The following is a 19,051-nucleotide window of genomic DNA, read 5'->3' as shown; positions in this document are numbered from 1 at the left end:
GGCTAAACGCGATCCGGCGAGCCCCCAGGCCCCACCGCGTCGCGTTTAGCCCGCTAAACGCAGGTCAGCGGAATTCGTGGGTGACCTCGATCTTCCCCACGATGTGCGTGTTGAACTCGGCGAGGTCTTCGGCCGGGACCCAGAGCTCCAGGATCGTCTTCCCGCCCGCCTGCTGGACGGGGTACCGCTCGACGAACGCGGTCTCGACCTCGAACCGCGTCACGAAGCCCGCGCCGTCGTAGCGCACGTTCCAGTCGCGGGCGATCTTGATCGCGTAGTCCTCGTTCAGCACCGGGTAGAAGATCGGCTGCTCCGGCAGCCTCGGCGGCCACTCGCGCCAGCCCGACTCGCGGACGAGGTCGAGTTCGACGGGGCCGGTGGGACGCCACAGCGTCGTCGTGTCCGTCATGGCGCGACCTTATCGGCGGCGGCCAAGGGGCGCTCGACCTGCGGAGTGGTAGCAAAGGTCCCTTGCTCCCTCGGGCGCAGCCGGGTCAGCGCGACCCCGCCCAGCACGACGACCATCCCGGCGATCACCCGCAGGTTCAGCGGCTCGCCCAGGAACACCGCCCCGAGCAGCACCGAGACCACCGGCAGCAGGTAGCCGACGATCGACGCCGCCACGGCACCCTCGCTCGCGAGGAGCTGGTAGTTCAGCGCGAACGCGATCCCGGTCGACCCGATCCCCAGGATCACCACCGCGATGACCGCGCCGGCGCTCAGGTGCACCGGTTCGAAACCGCCCATCGGCATCGCGAGCACCAGGAACCCGGTCGCCAGCAGCATCTGCCCGCCGGCCAGCGACATCGGCGAGTCGCCGGTGCCGGTGAGGTACTTGCCCTCGTAGACGAACGCGAAACCGTAGCTCGCGGCCGCCGCGAGGCACGCGAGCGCGCCCCAGCTCAGCAGGCCGGAGGCCTCCCAAGGCGCGAAGATCAGGAGGATTCCCGCGAGCCCGACGACGAGCCCGGTGACCCGCACCGCGGTCATCTTCGTCCGCGCGCCCATCATCGGAGCGGCCAGCAGCACCCACAGCGGCGTCGTCGAGTTCAGCACGCCGGTGATTCCCGAGTCGACGGTCAGCTCACCCCACGCGAACAGCAGGAACGGCAGCGCGTTGTGGAAGAACGCCGCGACGGCCAGGTGTCCCCAGATCCGCCGTCCCGACGGCAGCCTGTCCCGGCCGAGATAGCAGAGCCCGATCAGCACCGCCGCGCCGAGCGCCACCCGCGCCAGTACCAGCTGCACCGGCGTGAACGCGCCGAGCCCCAGTTTGATCCAGAAGAAACTCGATCCCCACATGAGCGCCAGCGCGCCGATCCGCAGCAGGGTCTTCGTCTCGCCCACCCCAGTCCTCCTTAAGTGCCTGGCTCAGCTTCGCCGGGCCGACGCGTAAGGACAAGCGAAAATAACTGCAGGGAGCCTTAAGAAGAACTGTACGATCGGGGCATGCTGGACGTCCGCCGCATGCAGGTCCTCCGAGCCGTCATCAGTAGCGGTTCGATCACCGCCGCCGCCCGGAATCTCGGCTACACACCTTCCGCGATCAGCCAGCAGTTGTCCACCCTGGAAAGGGAAGCGGGCGTCGAACTGCTCGAACGCGTCGGCCGCGGCGTGCGGCCGACACCCGCCGGTTCGCTGCTGTCCGAACACGCGGAAACGCTGAGCACGCAGCTCGCCAAGGCCGAAGCCGCGCTCACCGAACTCAAGGAAGGCCGCACGGGCAGGCTCGCGATCCGCTATTTCGCCACCGCCGGTGCGTCGCTGGTGCCCTTGGCCGTCGCCGCGCTGCGCCGCGACTTCCCGGGGGTCCGCCTCGACCTGAGACTGGTCGAACCCGACGATTCGCTGCCCGAGATCGAGTCGGGCAAGGCCGACGTCGCGATGATCGTGCTCCCCAGCAGCACTCCCCGGATCAAGGGCGCCGAGTACATCCACCTCCTCGACGACCCGTACCGCGCGATCCTGCCGAAGAACCACCGGCTCGCCCGTAAACGCGTGCTCGATCTCGGCGAGCTCGCGGAGGATCCGTGGGTCGGCGTCGACGGTCTCCCCGGCGCCTGCCGCGACATCCTGCTCGATGCCTGCGGCGCGGCCGGATTCTCCCCGAACCATGTCGTCGAATCCGAGGATTACCAGACGGCACAAGGGTTCGTGGCCGCCGGGCTCGGCGTCGCGCTGATCCCGGAGCTCGGTCTCGGCGCCCCGCATCCCGGCGTCGCCATCCGCAAGGTCCGCCGTCCGGATCCGGTGCGGTCCATCCACGCCGCGGTCGCCGCGCACGCCAGGGAACACCCCGCGGTGCGGCGGTTCCTCGCCGCGATCCGCGAAGGGGCCGGACAGGTAAGCGGGAATGGCCGAGTGGGCACGAAAACCGGCTGAGCTTGAACAGCCGCGACGGCGGTCGACAACCTGGCAGGGAAGCCATATTCCCGCCAGCGAAAGGACTTCCGTGCGTCCCCTGATCGTCCTGCACGGCTCATGGCACCAGCCCGCCCATTTCGACGACGTCGTCGAACGCCTGCGCCGGGAAGGCGTCGAAGTCACCGTCCCCGACCTCGGCGCGCGCCCGATCGCCGAAACCACCCGGACTGTCCAGGAAATCGTCGACAGGGCGGCCGAGCCACCGGTCGTGCTCGGGCACTCCTTCGGCGGCCTGACCGCCAGCGGCCTCCAGGGCGCGGCGCATCTGATCTACCTGGCCGCGTTCGTCAGCGGGCCGGGTGAAACCGCGCAGTACTGGATCGAGCGGACCAAAGAGGAAACCGGCCGCGAACCCCAGCAGCTGCCTTTGACCTTCGACGATGAAGGCTGGACCCATCTCGACCTCGCCGCCGTCCGCGAGGCCATGTACGCCGACTGCACGGACGCCGTCGTCGATCGCGCCACGGCCCTGCTGCGTCCCGAGCCCGTCACGATCTTCGACGAGTCGCCGGAAGGCGCGGCGTGGAAGGACACCCCGACCACGTACATCACCTGCACCGAAGACCGGGTGCTCATCCCGGAAATGGTCGTCCACTTCGCCGAACGCTGCGAGACGAAGGTGACTTGGCGGGCGAGCCACAGCCCGTACCTCAGCCGTCCCGTCGAACTGGCGACGCTGGTCCTCGAGCGGCTCTAAATCAGGAACAGTTCCGCGAACAGCACGCCGATCAGGATCGCCGCCACGACGGCGCCGACCGTGATCAGCAGCTTCCGGGAGTCCGGCGACTTCGTGGCCGCCGGCGCGGCGGGAGCGTACTGCTGCGCCGGCGGCGCGTACTGCGGCTGCGGCGGCTGATACTGCTGCGGCTGGTGCTGAGGGAACTGCTGCGGAACCGGCTGATGCGTCGGGATCGGCATCGAGGCAGGCACCGTCGGCATCGCGGGGGCGGTCGGCGGGATGAACGCGGTCTGCCGCCCCTCCGTGATCGCGTTCAGCGAGCGCACCGTGTCGGCCATCGTCGGCCGCGCGTCCGGCTCCGCCCGCAGCATCTTGCGCAGCGCCCCGGCCAGCGGCCCGGCGGTCTGCGGCGGCCGTTCCGAGGACTCGCCGTCCTCGCCGAACGGCGGCACCCCCTCGACGGCCGTGTACAGCGTCGCGCCCAGCGAGAACACATCGGACGCCGAAGTCGCCGGTTCGCCGCGCGCCACCTCGGGCGCCCGGTACGCGGGGCTCGGACCGCCGCCGGTGATGCCGATGTCGGTGAGCTTCACGCCGCCGTCGTCGGCAAGCAGGACCGTGCCAGGCTCGACGGTCCGGTGCACCACCCCGGCCTCGTGCATCGCGGCCAGCGCGCGGCCGAGCACGATGCCAAGCCCGGCGGCCTGTTCCGCGGTCAGCCTGCCGTGTTCGGCGAGGAAGGTCGCCATCCCGCGGGACGGGATGTACTCCATCACCAGCCACACGTCCGGCCCGTCGGGCAGCACGTCGTACACCTTGATGGCGGTGGCGTGCTCGAACTTGGCCGCGTCCTTGCCTTCTTGGACGACGACGGCCTTGGCCTGCTCCGCCCGGTCCGGCGGCAGGCCGACGGGCAGATACATGCGCTTCATCGCGACCGTGCGCAGAAGACGGGTGTCGAACGCCAGCCACACGATGCCCGCCCGGCCCCGCCCGATGGGCTGGTCCAGGCGGTATCGGCCACCGACGATGGAACCTTCAGAACTCAATGCAATCCTCGGATCACGTGCCAGCCGGGGTCGATGTCGGCGTCTCCGTGTTAGTCGGAGTTGTCGGTGTAGTCGGAGTCGTTGTCTTCGTCGGCGTCGTTTTGGTCGGTGTCTGCTTCGAGCTGGTCGGCCGTTCCGGCTCATCCGTCTGGCTCGCCTTGGTCGACGTCTTCTTCGACGAAGTCGTCTCCTTGGGCGGCTCGGCCGACTGCGTCTCGGTCGGCGTTTCCGTCGTCTCCGGAGCCGAAGACGTCGCCGAAGGAGTCGGCTTCGTCGACGAGTTCCCCACCTGCGCGGGCGTCTCCGGGTTGTTCGGGCTCAGCAGCCAGAAACCCAGCGCGGCCAGCGCCACGACCACGACACCGCCGATGATCGCGGGCTTCTTCCACGCGCCCGGCTTCTCGTCGTCCTCGTCCACCGGGCTGGTCTGCGCGCGGGTGGGCGGCGGCGGGGGCGGGGCGTCGTAGTCGTCGTCGTAAGGATCGTCGTCGTAGTCGCCCACGGGGATCGGGACGGCGCGTGTGGGCGCGGGGCCGCCGCCGGGGTGGCCGCGTTCGGCCAGTAACGCCGTCTCGTCGTAGTTGTCGTACCCGTCGTAGTCGTCTTCCGGGTATCCCGACGCGGGCGGCTGGTGATAGTCGTCCTCGTCGTCGTAGTACGAACCGGCCGCGGCCTGCTCGTCGAGGAGTGAACCCGAGTGCCCGGCGGCCTCGCTGTCGAGCGCCTGGGTCACGCCTCCACCGGCGAGCGCGCCCGCGATCGGCGCGGCGAGCACGGTGTCGTCGGCGGGGCCGCCCAGCGGCGTTTCACCCCGCGCGACGGCGGCGAGAAGCTCTTCGCACTCTTCGGCGGTGGGCCGGTGCCGCACCTCCGGGTGCAGCAGCACGGCCAGCACGCTGGCGAGCGGGCCGGACTGACGCGGCGGGATGATCTGCCCGGCCGCGACCGCGTGCAGGAGGCTCAGCGTGTTCTCGCTGAGGCCGAACGGCGGCTGGCCTTCGCAAGCGGCGTAGAGCGTCGAGCCGAGCGAGAAGACGTCCGACTCCGGGCCGGGGTCGCCGCCGATGGCCACCTCGGGCGCCAGGTAGGCGGGGGTTCCGGCGATCATCCCGGTCTTGGTGACCGTGACGTCGTCCTTCGCCCGCGAGATGCCGAAGTCGGTGATCTTCACGGTGCCGTTGGGCGCCAGCAGGATGTTGCCTGGCTTGATGTCCCGGTGCACGATGCCGACCGCGTGCGCCTCGGTCAGCGCCGCCGCGACCTGCGCGCCGATCCGCGCGACCTCCGTCGGCGGCAGCGTCCTTTCCTCCTGCAGCACCTGGGCGAGGCTCGTGGAGTTCAGGTACTCCATGATCAGGCACGGCTGGCCGTTGTCGTCGGTGACGACGTCGAACACCGAGATGGCGTTCGGGTGGTGCAGTCTCGCGGCGATCCGTCCTTCGCGCATCGTGCGCTGGCGGGCGTCTTCGGCGTCGTGAGCCTCAAGACCTGGTTGCAGCAGCAATTGCTTGATCGCCACCGTGCGGCCGAGTACCTCGTCGTGCGCTTGCCACACGGCCCCCATCGCGCCCGTGCCGATCCGCCCGGCGATGCGATATCGACCGGCGACCAGGCGACCCTCGTCGCTCACGCGACCTCCCTTTGGGCTCCGTCTTCACGTCGCGGAGTCGTCCGCGCACGCGGTGCGGCCTTCAGCACGCCACAGCGTTGGAGCGTATGCACATGTAGTGGTCTGTGGGCCGGCTTTTCCGAGACCGACTCGTGACAAGGCTAGGCGCTCACTCTGCGCACACACACGCGGCACACTCTGATCGCCCTGGGTGGAGGGCTGTTACACGCGGGGTGTCCGTCACATGTGCTGCGCGGACAGCAGCCGCGCGTCGGTGATCAGGCCGGTCGTCTCGTCGGCGAATTCCAGTACCTGGGTGACCCGGAGCAGCCCGCCGTCCGGGTTGCGCATGGTCACCACGGCGAGGATGGTGCCGTCGGCCTGTTCGCGGATGTCCTGGATCTGGATGGCGTCCATCGCGCTCCAGGCCTCGATCAGCCTGCCCGCCTCGGATTCGGCCAGCACCGGCGTGATCAGCGACATCGCACCGCCGGGATCGGCGTCGACGGTCTGGTAGAACTTCCGGACCGCGTCGATCTTGTCCTCGACCGTGCTGACCGCGGCCGGTTTGGCGGCCGGCTGCGAAGCGGTGCCGCCGGACGAGGAACTCTGCCGGGGGAGCGAGCCCGAACCGGTGCCCGAAGACGGCTGGGCCTTCGTGCTGGTGTCCGACGTCGTCGGCGTCTCCTGCTTGCGCTGAGGCTCGGTGGAGTCCGGGACGGCGAGTCCGCCGAGCGCGGCGGCCCCGCTCATCGACTCGGGTGCGGCGGCGCCCGGCACCGTGCCTTCCCGCTGGGTGCCCGCGAGTACGCCCGCGGTGACGACGGCGCCCGCGACCAGCAGTCCGGCGGCGACCAGCCCGGCCAGTTTGGCCCGCCGGGCGGCGCGGCTCTCCGGCTCGTCTTCTTCGGGCTCGGGCCGCGGTGCGGGCTCTTCACGGGTGCGCGCGGGTACGAACTTCTGCGGCTCGCGGAAGACCTGCTCGAGATACTCGCGGTCGACGCGGGTGTCGTTCAGGATCTCTTCCGGGATGACGTCCTCGACACGTACGGCGTCCTCACGCCGTATGCGCTGTCGATCAAGCACGAAATTCCTCGCTCTGGTCCGGGGCAGGCACTGGGCCGTTCGGCCGATGCCTTTGGTCCGCGCGGCCGTCTTCTGAACGGTGCGGACCCTGCAGTCGTCAGGTAACCCTGTGCGGACGGTGCACGGCCAGGCTCTATCGCCGGAATGCCGTCGCGATACGACGAACGGCAGCTTAGGTCACCCACCCGGACCAGGGACGACCGCTCAACGCACCGCACGTGCAGAGGAACAGGACACTTGCACGTGCGTGCTGCCCTACATGCCGTCGTCGACGATCTTCTCGTCGTCACCGAAGGTGAACGTGCGCTGCTCCATGGTCTTCGTGCCGTCTTTGTGGGTGACTTCGACGGTGTTGACCGTGACGCCGCGGCGCTGGTCGATGCTGACCTTCTTCACCTCGAAGTAGGCAACGTCGGCGTAGCGCTCACGGAGGCCCTCGGCCCCTTGTTCACCCAAGCTGCCGGAGGTCACCGAGGACGCCTCTTGGGGGTCGGTGGTGACGGAGTTGAGGAAGATCTCGGTGTTGTCGCCCATCGCCTGCGCGTCCGGCTGCTGCGCGTACCAGGCGGCCGTCGTCGTGGTGCGGTCGGCGGGCACGACCGGCGGCTTCTGCGGCCGGTGGCTCGACGACGGCGCGGATCCGGACGTGACCGGGCCGCCCGAGTCGGGCTGCGACGAGCCGGTCCCGGTGCTGTCACTGTCCGACGAGGTGCCGGAGTTGCTGGAACTGCGGTCGTCCCTGGTGGAGGAATCGGTCTCGGATTCGGACGGGTTGCCAGCCGCGCCGCCCTGCGGCGGGGTGGCCGGATGGCCGGCGAGACCGTCCTGGGTCAGCGGGCTGCCGCCGCGGTATCCGGGCCAGCCGCCCTGGCTCTGCTGTTCCGGGAGGGGCTTGCCGACCAGGAACGAACCGGCGAAGAGCAGGCCGACCACGACCAGCGCGGACGCCGCCGCCGCGAACCAGGCGGCCTTGCGCCAGGTCTTGGGCGGGGTCACCGAGGCGGGCACCGACCCGAGGTCGAAGGTGCTCAGGCCGTCGACCGGCGGGGCGACGTAGACGCGGACGTCGCTGTCGTCGATCTCCGCGGGCTCGGGACGGCGGGGGGAAGGGGCGGTCAGCGTCACCTTCGTGCGCTGGGCGGCCTTCGCGCGCCGTTCCTCGACGGGGGACAGGGCGGGTTCGGTCAACGAGACCTCGACGCGGGCCGGGCGTGCTGGGTGCTCTACGGGTATCTCGCGTGCGGGCTGGGGGAGCGGCAGCCGGCCGCTCGATGGGGCGTAGCCGGGGCTCGGCGCCCTCCTGTCCCGCGGTGGCGGCAGAGGAAGGGAACCGGTGGAGGGCGGGGCGAACTCGCGGTGCGCGTGATGCCCGTGCCCGGTCGGGCGCTGCCGCCTCGGCGGCACGGGTGGGGTCCAGCTCTCGGCACCGCCCGCGCGGTGCCGACCTGTCTGTGTGGCGCCGTTGCGTCCCTGGTGTTCCGCCCAGCCGTTCATGTCCGAGCGACCCCCTCACGGGGCGGCCCTGACGCCGATGTGACACCGGTTAAGCCGAACGGAGCAGCGGTTTCACGGGATCCCTCGCTTGCAGACTCCCGGGCAGTCTCGTGAGCAAATGCACGCGCATACGACTGGGGGCGCGCGGGGCCGTCGCCCCCGCGCGCCATGCGGGCATCGCCCGACCCAGACGCAAGGGTCCTCACGAGGTCCACACTAAAAGTTCGACACCCGCAAGTCTTCACCCACTCTGCAAGTTGCAGATGTTTCACTCGGTCGGGTGCGGCCGAACGGGCCTCGGTGACGTAACGCTGTGCTATTGGCGCTGGTGAAGCCGCTCAGTTGCCGCTGCGGTACTTCTGCTGGGTCGATTGCAGGGCTTTCGTGGCGGTGATCCCGCTACCCGCTGCAAGCAGAATCGCGATGACGTCGAGCGTCGTTCCCCCACTCGTGAGCAGCCAGGCGAAAAGCGAGGCCGCGGTGGTACCGGCCGCGATCGGCCAGCGCGTCTTGACGTACTGGGCGACGGGAGCGCCACCCGCGCGCTTACCCGCCGCGCTGTTCAGCATGGCGAGATAACCGACATGGCCCAATGCCGCCAGGACACCGGCGATCGCGATGATCACGGCGATGAGGTTAATCATGTGTCCAGTTTGCCTGGTCCCGAGCCGTCGTGGCTCGGGGAACACCCTGAGTTCCGCCTCACGGCACTGGATCGTGACGTGGCCGGATCGCGTTTAGCGGGCTAAACGCGATCCGGGTGCGAGGTGGGGGAGCAAGGGACCTTTGCTACTGCGATCCGGGTCCGCCGCGGGAGCAGGGGACCTTTGCTACCGCTTACCGCCCCAGCCTGCCCCGCCCCAGGTTGAGCAGCGCCATCGCCAGCTGCCGCCCCTCCGGCCCGAGTTCGCGGTAGCGCGCGAGCACGTCCATCTCGCGGTTGTAGACGATCCTGGTGCCGCCCGCGGCCATCCTGGCCGCACCGATCGTCTTGGAGACTTCGACGCGGCGTTTGACCAACCGCAGGATCTCGCCGTCGAGGAAGTCGATCTCCTTGCGGAGCTCGCCGATCTCTTCGGCCGTGGCGGTGGGTTCTTCGGCGTCCGGCTTCTGTGTGGTGTTCATCGGGACCTTTCTTCGGTCCGGATTCCCATGCTGGCCCCCGGAACAGCGTAAAGCCCCGGGGTCCGTGGACTCCGGGGCTTCGGGTGATGGCATTTCGGCACTATGCGATCACGGGAGCCGGAGTCCGGGTCCCGTAAAAAAATCGCGTCGCGTGGTGCCGCATGCCGGTCATTATGCCACAGCGACGCCGTCCTCCGGCTTGACGCGGCGGCGCGCTCCGCGGACACGGGCGTGCACGAGGACGCTCATGGCCAGCCAGAACATCGGCATCGCGGGCCAGAAGAACGGCACCCCGGAGATCACCCAGCGGCCGATCAGCAGCACCGAGAGCACGACGGCGAGCGCGAGGTGGATCCGCACCGCCGGATGCCCGAAGGCGACCGGGCGCCGCTTCGGGACCGGTTTCGGCAGATCCGTGGTGAGCGCGGCGAGGTCGTCCGTGTACTTGGCGGAATACACGGCGCTCAGGCGGTCTTCCACCTCTTCGAGAGTGAGACGGCCTTCACCGCCGGCGGCCTGGATCCGGGTGGCGACCCGCTCCCGGTCGGCGTCGGCGGCCCTGAGCCTGGAGGGAATTCCGTTGGTGTCCATGGCATCCGATCCTCCGCCGCGAACACCGCCCGCGCGTCGGACGGCAGGCGGCAACACCGCCTACGCCCGGCGCTGTAGCGTGGACCGGCGATGAACACCCTCTTCGATCTCCCAGCGGACGGTCCGGCCAAGCCCCGGCACTCGGATCTGCTCGACGACCTGAACCCGGCGCAGCGCGAAGCCGTGACCCACGCGGGCTCGCCGCTGCTGGTCGTCGCGGGCGCGGGTTCGGGCAAGACCCGGGTGCTGACCCGCCGGATCGCGTACCTGCTGGCCGAACGCGACGTGCACCCCGGCCAGATCATGGCGATCACGTTCACCAACAAGGCGGCCGCGGAGATGCGGGAGCGGGTGAGCGACCTCGTCGGCCGCCGCGCGAACGCCATGTGGGTGTCGACGTTCCACTCCATGTGCGTGCGGATCCTGCGCCGCGAGGCCAAAACGCTGGAGATGTCGTCGAGTTTCTCCATCTACGACTCGGACGACACGAAGCGGCTCATCACCCTCGTCGCCCGCGATCTCGACATCGACCCGAAGCGGTACGCGGCGCGCACGCTGGCCGTGCACATCTCGAACCTCAAGAACGAACTGATCGATCCGGAGACGGCGGTCGCCGACGCGGGCAACGACCTCGAACGCCGCGTCGCCGAGGTGTACGTCGAGTACCAGCGGCGGTTGAACCAGGCCAACGCGTTCGACTTCGACGACCTCATCATGCGGACGGTCGAACTCCTGCAGACGTATCCGGACGTCGCCGAGTACTACCGGCGCCGCTTCCGGCACGTGCTGGTCGACGAGTACCAGGACACGAACCACGCTCAGTACACGCTGGTCCGCGAGCTGGTCGGCACCGAGACGAACGAGGCCGGGATCGAGCCCGCCGAGCTGTGCGTCGTGGGTGACGCGGACCAGTCGATCTACGCCTTCCGGGGCGCGACGATCCGCAACATCGAGGAATTCGAACGCGACTTCCCGAACGCGCGGACCGTGTTGCTGGAACAGAACTACCGCTCGACGCAGACGATCCTGAACGCGGCGAACGCGGTCATCGCCCGAAACCCGAACAGGCGCGCGAAGCGGCTGTGGACCGATTCCGGTGACGGCGAGAAGATCGTCGGCTACGTCGCGGACAACGAGCACGACGAAGCGGCGTTCGTGGCGGGCGAGATCGACGCGCTGGCGGACAAGGGCGAAGCGGACTACTCCGACGTCGCCGTCTTCTACCGCACCAACAACCAGTCGCGTGTCTTCGAAGAGATCTTCATCCGCCTCGGCCTGCCGTACAAGGTCGTCGGCGGGGTGCGGTTCTACGAGCGGCGCGAGGTCCGCGACATGCTCGCGTACCTGAGGGTGCTGGCGAACCCGGAGGACACGGTCAGCCTGCGCCGCATCCTCAACGTCCCCAAACGCGGCATCGGGGATCGCGCCGAAGCCGTCATCGCGACGTACGCCGAGCGTGAGCGCATCTCGTTCGCGCAGGCGCTGCGCGGTGCCGTCAGCGGTGAGGTGCCGCTGCTGAACCCGCGTTCCGCCAAGGCGATCACCGGTTTCGTCGAGTTGATGGACGAGCTCGGCGAGGTGGTCGAGAGCGGCGCCGAAGTCGCCGACATCCTCGAAGCCGTCCTGGAACGCACGGGCTACCGCGCGGAACTCGAAGAGTCCGACGATCCGCAGGACGCGTCGCGGGTGGAGAACCTGACGGAACTCGTCACCGTCGCGCGCGAGTTCACCGAATTCACCGCCGAGGTCGCCGGGCCGGACGGTGAGCTGCCGGAAGCCGACACCGTGGATCCGGGGGTGCCGGAGCCGGGCTCGCTGCCCGCGTTCCTGGAGCGGGTTTCGCTGGTGGCCGACGCGGATTCGGTCCCGTCGCCCGACGGCGGCGACGACGGCGAAGGGCACGACGCGGGCGTGGTCACGTTGATGACCGTGCACACCGCGAAGGGCCTGGAGTACCCGGTCGTCTTCGGAACGGGCTGGGAAGACGGGATCTTCCCGCATATGCGCGCGCTCGGAGACCCGACGGAGCTGGCCGAAGAACGACGGCTCGCCTACGTCGCGATCACGCGGGCGAGGAAGCGGCTGTACGTCTCCCGTTCGATGGTGCGCTCGGCCTGGGGCCAGCCGCAGATGAACCCGGCTTCGCGGTTCCTCGACGAGCTTCCCGCCGACCTGGTGGATTGGCGCAGGCTCGCGCCTTCCTCTTCTTCCGGTGGTTTCGGTTCGTCGGGCGGATCGCCGCGTGCCGCGACGACCTGGGGCAGCCGAGGCGGTGGCGGCGGTTCGTCGTCGAGGGCGGCGAGCACGAGCCCGTTCGGCAAGGGCTGGAAGGACACCGTCGCGCTCAAACTCGACGTCGGCGACAGGGTCAGCCACGACAAGTACGGGCTCGGCACGGTCGTCGCCTGCGACGGCGCGGGCCCGCGTGCCACGGCGACGATCGATTTCGGTGCCGCCGGCAAGGTCCGGCTGATGCTGATCGGCAGCGTCCCGATGGTCAAACTCTAGCCCCGGCCTGCGGTTTCACCCTCGCGTCCGAAAATTGTCGGACCCTTCCCGTATACCTGTGTCATCGAACACGAGTTCGATGCGCTGGGGTAAGCTGGACGGGCCGGTGTGCCCCGATCAGAGGGAGGGGGCACACGGTGTGGACGGGGTGTTGTTTGGGGTTCTCTCGAGTGGGGTACTCGAGTACCTGCGGGGTGTTGAAAAAGGGGCGGGTCCGGATCGGGGTCCGGAGCCGCCGGAAGTGCTCAGGCTGGTCGCGGCCTGGCGCGCGTTACTGCGGACACACGAACCGGACGGGGCCGGACGGTGTGTCGTATGCGGGCACGCGCGGCGATGGCTGTTCGGGCCGCGATCAGCCGGGTACCGGAATCCTTCTCGGAGACTTTTCGCCGGATGGCGGCCGATCGAACGGCGCCCGGCCGGTCTCTGCACGGTCTGGCAGATCGCCGTGGGGTACTTCGTTCGGAAGCTGCCGGACGGCGTCGCCTGAGGGCGTTGAGGGCCCGGAAGAACGCACGGGCTCCGAGCCGGAGGAGCTACGACGCTTCGTGATGCCCTCGAAGGGGGAAGCGGAGGTCCTGGAGGCGCGCCTGAGCGTCATTGCCCGGCGCGCCCTCGTCACAGACGGGATCACCGGTGTGGTGATGAGTGGTGCTGCGGTGAAGAGCGGGGCTCGATCAGCCGACGCTCACGCCACGGGCGGCGAGCCACGGGCGCGGGTCGATCTTCTTCGTGCCGTTCTGCCACACCTCGAAGTGCAGGTGCGGGCCGGTGCTCTGGCCGCGGTTGCCGACCTCGGCGATCTCCTCGCCGCACTTGACCTTCTGGCCTTCGCGGACGGAGAACGAGTTCATGTGGCCGTAGACGTGGACGGTGCCGTCGGCGAGCTGGACCTTGACCCAGAGACCGAAACCGCTGGCGGGGCCCGCCTCGATGACCGTGCCGTCGGAGGCCGCGACGATCGGCGTGCCGATCGGGGCCGCGAGGTCGATGCCGAGGTGGCTCGTGCCCCACCGGGCGCCGAAGCCCGAGGTGAAGGTGCCCTTGGTCGGCATGCAGGTCTTGGGCCGCTTGGCCTCTTCTTCGGCCTTGCGGGCCGCTTCGGCCTCACGCTTCACGCGGGCCTGGGTGATGCTGTTGTTGTCCGAGAGCTTCTGGGCCTCGGCGGAGGCGTTCGTCGACTGGCTCGTCGGCAGCAGTTCGGGTGCGCCACCACCGGCTCCGCCACCGAGGGCGAACGCGGCGCTCGCGTCCTGGGTGCTGGCCAGCGGGGTGACGGCGGCGTCGGAGGATTCCGAAACGGACTTCAGGGTCTGCCCGGCAGCGGCGGCCGCGAAGGCGCCGGCAGCGACGGCTGCGACCACGACACGGCCACGAAGGGCCGAGGACGGGGGCGACAGGCGGTGCGAGCCCCGGACGCGAACGACCGCACCATCGAGTGCGTTCTCGAGCGCCGGGGAAGGAGCTTGGCCGCCGGGGGAGCGGTGTGAAGCCAAGACGGGGCCTTCCGTGTTCGGGGAGTCGGATCAAGAGCCCGGGCGGGGGATCCCGGTGAACGACCTCGGGGGTGGTTCGTTCGGTGCTCTCATTCGTGATCTGACTGTAATGGGGACCCCGGGACAGTAACGAAGCGGCACCCAGGTCAGCAAGATCTGACGGCGCTCTCGGCCGATCGGGCGACGGGGATCTGGCCGTTGTCCAGTGAGGATTACCCAAAGTTAAGCCAGGTTTACTCACAACCGTGTGACTTGCGTTACAGGTTCGAGGGGCCGTTCGGGGGTACCGAACGGCCGGGAAGGGGGCAAACGAGGGAAATAACCTGTTGCCCAGCGGTGTTGAAGGGTCCTTACCCGGACTGGGTCTCGTCTCGGTGGCGCCGGTCACGTGGCCGTCCAGGTGCTGTCACGGTGATAGGCCGCCTTCGGCCAGGCGGGTTCACGCTGGTCGCGTCGTGGAGTGCCATCGGTTCCGCTCGCTGGTGCCGAGGCCGCCGCGCCTCCGTGAGGACGTTCCGTGAAGGCGTGAGGTGCCCCTGCTGGCGGGCCCGGCCGAGCCCGGCTTGCTAGCGTCGCCGTCGATGACTTCGCGCTCACGGCACCCTGGTGGCGAATCCACCGGGCAAGCCGTCCCCGGGACCGCGTCCGCCGAACTTCTCCGGAGCGAACCGGGCGCCCGCCCGCGAGCGCTCCTGCTGGCGGCGGGGCTGGTGTCGGCCGGTGCGGTCGCGCTGGCCGCCGGCGCGCTGATGCCCGTCGTCCGGGGTGGTTCGCCCGGGTTCACCGCCGCTCCCTTGCTGGTCGTGCTGGCCTTGGCGCCCGCGGCGACCGTGCTCTACGCACTGGTCGCCGGGCGCTCGGGGCTCGCCGCGGGCCTGGTGCTCGGGCTCACCGCCCTCGCGCCCGGACGGCTGCTGCTGGATCTGCAGCTGCTCGCGGACGGTTCCCTCGCCGCGCGTCCGGAGCTGTTCCTCGCGGACAGGCTGCTGGCGATGCCGCAGGCCGGGCCGGGGCTGTGGCCGCTGGTGGCCGGGCACCTGCTCACCCTCGCGGCCGGGGCCTTCGCCGCCGGGACCGCCCGCGACGAGGCGGAACTGGCGGGTGAACTCGACGGACGGCGCCGCTGGCGGTTGCTCGGGCCCGTGCTCGGTGTGGCGGGCGGGGCCGGTCTGCTGCTCGCGCCGTTCGGTTCGGGCAACGCGTACCTCCTGGCCAAGAACGCCTTCGAGGGCCCGACGGTCGCGATGGCCGGGTACCTGCTGCTCGCAGCCTTGCTTCCGCTGACCGTGCTCGTGGCCGTGAGCTCGCCCTCGGCCGGGGTCGGCAAGGGCGGATTCGCGGGGGCGGGGCTGGCGGCGCTCGCGGTCGGTCTCCCGCCCGTGGTCGCGGGTCTGGTCGTGGACCGGCTTTCGGTCGCGCCGGGTTCGGTGGTGGTGACCATCGCCGGTCTGGCATTGGCCGGGCTGGCCTGCACCCGGTTCGACGTCGCGGAAGCGGACGAGGCCGTCACCGGCGACCTGGCGGGCGAAGCCAGGCTGCCCGGACTGTTCTGGTGGCGGCTGGCCACCGGAGGACTGGCGCTGCTGGCCGCCGGTGCCGCGGCCGCGGGCGCGCTGGCCCCGGTGCTGAAGGCCAACGGCCCGACGCCGGTCCCCGAGACGCCGGCGCGCTGGCTGCTGCTCGGTGCCGCCGTCGTGCTCGCCGTGCCCGCGCTGTTCGTTTTCGTGCCGCGGCTTTCGGCGTTCGCCAGGGGAGTCGTCGCGGCCACGTGGGCGGGCGTCGTCCTCGCGGGCGCGGCGGTGCTGAGCGCGGCCTTGTCCGTGACCGAGGACAAGGCGGTGGACCCGGCACTGTTCGGTGTCGACCTCCCGGTGCCGTTGCCGGACAAGGTCGGCTACTCGGCGGGCGCCGGTGTCACGTGGACGTTCATCGCGCTCGTGCTGGCGGCCCTGGCCGCGCTCGCCGCGGTGATCACCGGTGTGGTGGAGCGCGACGTCTCCGATGAAGAGACGGACGAAACGCGCGTGAGCGGGACCGTGCTCACCCCGGTCGTCGCGGCGGCGGTGCTGGCGATCGCCGCGTTCGGCACCCCGGTGTTCGGCGCGCCCGGCTACACCGCCCCGGGGCTGTGGTCGAACTTCGGCGCTGCGTCGTGGGGCCTGCTCGGTGCGCTGGCGGTCGTCCTCGGCCTGTACGCGCTCGTCCCGCGCTCACGGCCGGTCGCCGCGGCGTCCGCCTTGGCCGGGGCCGCGCTGGTACTCGGTCTGCGCGCGGCGGAACTGCCGCTCGTCGGCTCGGAGTACGACGGTTCGTCGGCCGGGATCGGGTTCTGGCTCGCGCTGGGCGGCGCCGTCGTCACCCTCGTCGCGGCCGGGATGGCCGTCGCGGGTTCACGGCGGGCCGGATGACACGTCGTCTCCTTCGTGTCGTGCTGGCCGAGTTCGACGTCGAGGAAGGTTCGGCGGTCGTGCTCGGCAGGTTGCTGCGCGACGACGGCGTCGAGGTCGTCTACGCCGGGCGTCTCGACACCGTCGAACAGCTCGTCCGGACGGCCGAACAGGAGGATCCGGACATCCTCGGTGTCCTGCGTGGCGCGAGCGAACCGGAAGGGCTCGCCGAAACGCTCCCCGGCGTTCTCCTCTTCGCGGTCGGTGACGGCCCGAGCGGGTTCGAGAACGCCTTCGAAAGCCAGGAAGACGCGGCGAACTGGGTCTCCGGTGTGCGGTCTCACACCGTGGAAACACCGTCTGACCGCGTACGGTGACCGACTTCACCAGGTGCGGAGTCCCCTGCTTCTGCGCAGGTCGCTAACCTCGACTGGTCCGACAGCGCGGTCCGGCAACGGACCACCACAGTGGCGTGTCGTCAGGAGACTGGAGTAGTGGACCTCTACGAATACCAGGCGAGGGATCTCTTCGCCGCCCACGGAGTACCGGTTCTGCCGGGTGCCGTGGCAAACACCCCCGAAGAAGCCAAGGCCACCGCCGAGAAGATCGGCAACCAGGTCGTCATCAAGGCGCAGGTCAAGACCGGCGGCCGCGGCAAGGCCGGCGGCGTCAAGCTGGCCCAGACGCCGGATGAGGCCGCCGAGAAGGCCGAGGCGATCCTCGGTCTCGACATCAAGGGCCACATCACGCGTCGCGTGCTGGTGGCCGAAGCCTCGGACATCGCCGAGGAGTACTACTTCTCCTTCCTGCTGGACCGTGCGAACCGCACCTTCCTCGCGATGGCTTCGGCCGAAGGTGGCGTGGAGATCGAGCAGCTGGCCGTCGAGCGTCCCGAAGCGCTCGCGAAGATCCCGGTCGACGCGATCGCCGGTGTCGACAAGGCGAAGGCCGTCGAGATCCTGACCGCGGGCAAGTTCCCGGAGAAGGTCGTCGACGAGGCCGCCGACGTCGTCGTGAAGCTCTGGGAGACCTTCGTCTCCGAGGACGCGACCCTGGTCGAGGTCAACCCGCTGGTCCGCGACCCGCAGGACAAGATCATCGCCCTCGACGGCAAGGTCACCCTCGACGAGAACGCCTCGTTCCGTCAGCCGGGCCACGAGGCCCTGGTCGACAAGGACGCGGAGAACCCGCTCGAGGCGAAGGCCAAGGCCAAGGACCTCAACTACGTCAAGCTCGACGGTGAGGTCGGCATCATCGGCAACGGCGCGGGCCTCGTGATGTCCACGCTGGACGTCGTGGCCTACGCGGGCGAGAAGCACGGCGGCGTCAAGCCCGCCAACTTCCTCGACATCGGCGGCGGCGCTTCGGCCGAGGTCATGGCGGCCGGTCTGGACGTCATCCTCAACGACACCGACGTGAAGAGCGTCTTCGTCAACGTCTTCGGTGGCATCACCGCTTGCGACGCGGTCGCGAACGGCATCGTCGAGGCGCTGAAGATCCTGGGCGACGAGGCCACCAAGCCGCTCGTCGTGCGGCTGGACGGCAACAACGTCGTCGAGGGACGTCAGATCCTTGCCGACGCGAACCACCCGCTGGTCACCGTGGTGGACACAATGGACAACGCGGCCGACAAGGCCGCCGAGCTCGCCGCGGCAGGTGCGTGAGATGTCGATCTTCATCAACGAGAACAGCAAGGTCATCGTCCAGGGGCTCACCGGCTCCGAGGGCATGAAGCACGCGACCAAGATGCTGAAGTCCGGCACGAACATCGTGGGTGGCGTCAACGCCCGCAAGGCCGGTCAGACCGTCTCCATCGAGGGCAAGGACCTCACCGTGTTCGGCACGGTCGAGGAGGCCATCAAGGAGACCGGCGCCGACGTTTCGGTCATCTTCGTGCCGCCGAAGTTCGCCAAGGACGCGGTCATCGAGGCGATCGACGCCGAGATCCCGCTCGCCGTGGTGATCACCGAGGGCATCCCGGTGCACGACTCGGCCTACTTCTGGGCGCACGCCGTCGCGACCGGCAACAAGACCCGCATCATCGGGCCGAACTGCCCCGGCGTGATCAGCCCCGGCAAGTCGAACGCCGGCATCATCCCGGCCGACATCACCGGCGCGGGCCCGATCGGCCTGGTGTCGAAGTCCGGCACGCTGACCTACCAGATGATGTACGAGCTGCGTGACATCGGTTTCTCGACCGGTGTCGGCATCGGCGGCGACCCGGTCATCGGCACGACGCACATCGACGCCCTCGAGGCGTTCGAGGCCGACCCCGAGACCAAGGTCATCGTGATGATCGGCGAGATCGGCGGCGACGCCGAAGAGCGCGCCGCGGCCTACATCAAGGACAACGTGACGAAGCCGGTCGTCGGCTACGTCGCGGGCTTCACCGCGCCCGAGGGCAAGACCATGGGCCACGCCGGCGCCATCGTCTCCGGCTCCTCCGGCACGGCCGCCGCGAAGAAGGAGGCCCTCGAGGCCGCCGGCGTCAAGGTCGGGAAGACCCCGAGCGAGACCGCCGTCCTGGCGCGCGAGCTGTACAACAGCCTCTGATCTCCGGAGACTGACGCTTTCCCCGGCGGGCCGGGCACCACCCTGGTGCC

The 19,051-nt window shown here is 69.7% G+C and carries 17 protein-coding genes; 7 read left to right on the top strand and 10 right to left on the bottom strand.

The window, feature by feature from the left end; genetic code table 11:
- Positions 1-64: 64 nt before the first annotated feature.
- Both ACFWIW_RS41345 and ACFWIW_RS41340 read right to left on the bottom strand, forming a co-directional pair.
- Positions 65-409, bottom strand: a complete 345-nt coding sequence (locus tag ACFWIW_RS41345; RefSeq protein ID WP_219154108.1) for a hypothetical protein — start codon at positions 407-409, stop codon at positions 65-67.
- Positions 406-1,347, bottom strand: coding sequence for a DMT family transporter (locus ACFWIW_RS41340; protein ID WP_240595755.1), 942 nt, complete (start codon positions 1,345-1,347; stop codon positions 406-408). Before ACFWIW_RS41340 ends, ACFWIW_RS41345 begins: the two co-directional genes overlap by 4 nt.
- A gap of 102 nt (positions 1,348-1,449) precedes the next feature.
- Here ACFWIW_RS41340 and ACFWIW_RS41335 point away from each other — a divergent pair, with 102 nt between their 5' ends.
- Together ACFWIW_RS41335 and ACFWIW_RS41330 are read left to right on the top strand one after the other, a co-directional pair.
- Positions 1,450-2,382: a LysR family transcriptional regulator gene (locus ACFWIW_RS41335; protein WP_378373481.1), complete on the top strand. Its 933-nt coding sequence runs from the start codon at positions 1,450-1,452 to the stop codon at positions 2,380-2,382.
- A 70-nt stretch (positions 2,383-2,452) separates the two neighbouring features.
- A complete protein-coding gene (locus ACFWIW_RS41330; protein ID WP_378373480.1) occupies positions 2,453-3,121 on the top strand; it encodes an alpha/beta hydrolase in 669 nt (222 codons plus the stop codon).
- On the opposite strand, the gene ACFWIW_RS41325 is transcribed toward ACFWIW_RS41330, so the two are convergent.
- The 7 genes from ACFWIW_RS41325 to ACFWIW_RS41295 all read right to left on the bottom strand — a co-directional run bounded on the left by ACFWIW_RS41325 (position 3,118) and on the right by ACFWIW_RS41295 (position 10,057).
- A complete protein-coding gene (locus tag ACFWIW_RS41325; RefSeq protein ID WP_378373479.1) occupies positions 3,118-4,152 on the bottom strand; it encodes a serine/threonine-protein kinase in 1,035 nt (344 codons plus the stop codon). The genes ACFWIW_RS41330 and ACFWIW_RS41325 overlap by 4 nt on opposite strands.
- A gap of 13 nt (positions 4,153-4,165) precedes the next feature.
- The gene (locus ACFWIW_RS41320) at positions 4,166-5,782 is read right to left on the bottom strand and encodes a serine/threonine-protein kinase (protein ID WP_378373478.1); all 1,617 of its coding nucleotides are present in this window, start codon (positions 5,780-5,782) and stop codon (positions 4,166-4,168) included.
- 219 nt (positions 5,783-6,001) lie between these two features.
- Complete coding sequence (locus tag ACFWIW_RS41315; protein WP_378373477.1) at positions 6,002-6,847, bottom strand: hypothetical protein; 846 nt, start codon at positions 6,845-6,847, stop codon at positions 6,002-6,004.
- 255 nt (positions 6,848-7,102) lie between these two features.
- A complete protein-coding gene (locus ACFWIW_RS41310) occupies positions 7,103-8,035 on the bottom strand; it encodes a hypothetical protein (RefSeq protein WP_378373476.1) in 933 nt (310 codons plus the stop codon).
- A gap of 644 nt (positions 8,036-8,679) precedes the next feature.
- Positions 8,680-8,985, bottom strand: a complete 306-nt coding sequence (locus tag ACFWIW_RS41305; protein ID WP_378373475.1) for a hypothetical protein — start codon at positions 8,983-8,985, stop codon at positions 8,680-8,682.
- A 193-nt stretch (positions 8,986-9,178) separates the two neighbouring features.
- Positions 9,179-9,466 carry a chorismate mutase gene (locus ACFWIW_RS41300; RefSeq protein WP_016331191.1) on the bottom strand — a complete coding sequence of 96 codons (288 nt, stop codon included), beginning with the start codon at positions 9,464-9,466 and terminating at the stop codon, positions 9,179-9,181.
- Between the two features lie 171 nt (positions 9,467-9,637).
- Entirely contained in the window at positions 9,638-10,057 is a 420-nt protein-coding gene (locus tag ACFWIW_RS41295; RefSeq protein ID WP_378373474.1) for a DUF1707 domain-containing protein, read from the bottom strand.
- A gap of 90 nt (positions 10,058-10,147) precedes the next feature.
- Here ACFWIW_RS41295 and pcrA point away from each other — a divergent pair, with 90 nt between their 5' ends.
- On the top strand, positions 10,148-12,565 hold the full coding sequence (pcrA, locus tag ACFWIW_RS41290; RefSeq protein ID WP_378373473.1) for a DNA helicase PcrA: 2,418 nt from the start codon (positions 10,148-10,150) through the stop codon (positions 12,563-12,565).
- A gap of 677 nt (positions 12,566-13,242) precedes the next feature.
- Here the strand turns inward: pcrA and ACFWIW_RS41285 are convergent.
- Positions 13,243-13,929 (bottom strand): M23 family metallopeptidase, encoded by a 687-nt coding sequence (locus ACFWIW_RS41285; RefSeq protein WP_378373472.1) that lies wholly within the window; start codon positions 13,927-13,929, stop codon positions 13,243-13,245.
- A gap of 713 nt (positions 13,930-14,642) precedes the next feature.
- Here ACFWIW_RS41285 and ACFWIW_RS41280 point away from each other — a divergent pair.
- The 4 genes from ACFWIW_RS41280 to sucD all read left to right on the top strand — a co-directional run bounded on the left by ACFWIW_RS41280 (position 14,643) and on the right by sucD (position 19,001).
- Positions 14,643-16,469, top strand: a complete 1,827-nt coding sequence (locus tag ACFWIW_RS41280) for a hypothetical protein (RefSeq protein WP_378373471.1) — start codon at positions 14,643-14,645, stop codon at positions 16,467-16,469.
- Positions 16,466-16,825, top strand: a complete 360-nt coding sequence (locus ACFWIW_RS41275) for a hypothetical protein (RefSeq protein WP_378373470.1) — start codon at positions 16,466-16,468, stop codon at positions 16,823-16,825. Before ACFWIW_RS41280 ends, ACFWIW_RS41275 begins: the two co-directional genes overlap by 4 nt.
- 117 nt (positions 16,826-16,942) lie before the next feature.
- On the top strand, positions 16,943-18,112 hold the full coding sequence (sucC, locus tag ACFWIW_RS41270; protein ID WP_016331197.1) for an ADP-forming succinate--CoA ligase subunit beta: 1,170 nt from the start codon (positions 16,943-16,945) through the stop codon (positions 18,110-18,112).
- Position 18,113: 1 nt separating this feature from the next.
- Positions 18,114-19,001 (top strand): succinate--CoA ligase subunit alpha, encoded by an 888-nt coding sequence (gene sucD, locus ACFWIW_RS41265; RefSeq protein WP_005165134.1) that lies wholly within the window; start codon positions 18,114-18,116, stop codon positions 18,999-19,001.
- Positions 19,002-19,051: the final 50 nt, after the last annotated feature.

It is taken from the genome of Amycolatopsis sp. NPDC058340 (assembly GCF_042723975.1).
Lineage (GTDB): Bacteria > Actinomycetota > Actinomycetes > Mycobacteriales > Pseudonocardiaceae > Amycolatopsis.
This window is presented reverse-complemented; position numbering and strand designations above follow the sequence as displayed.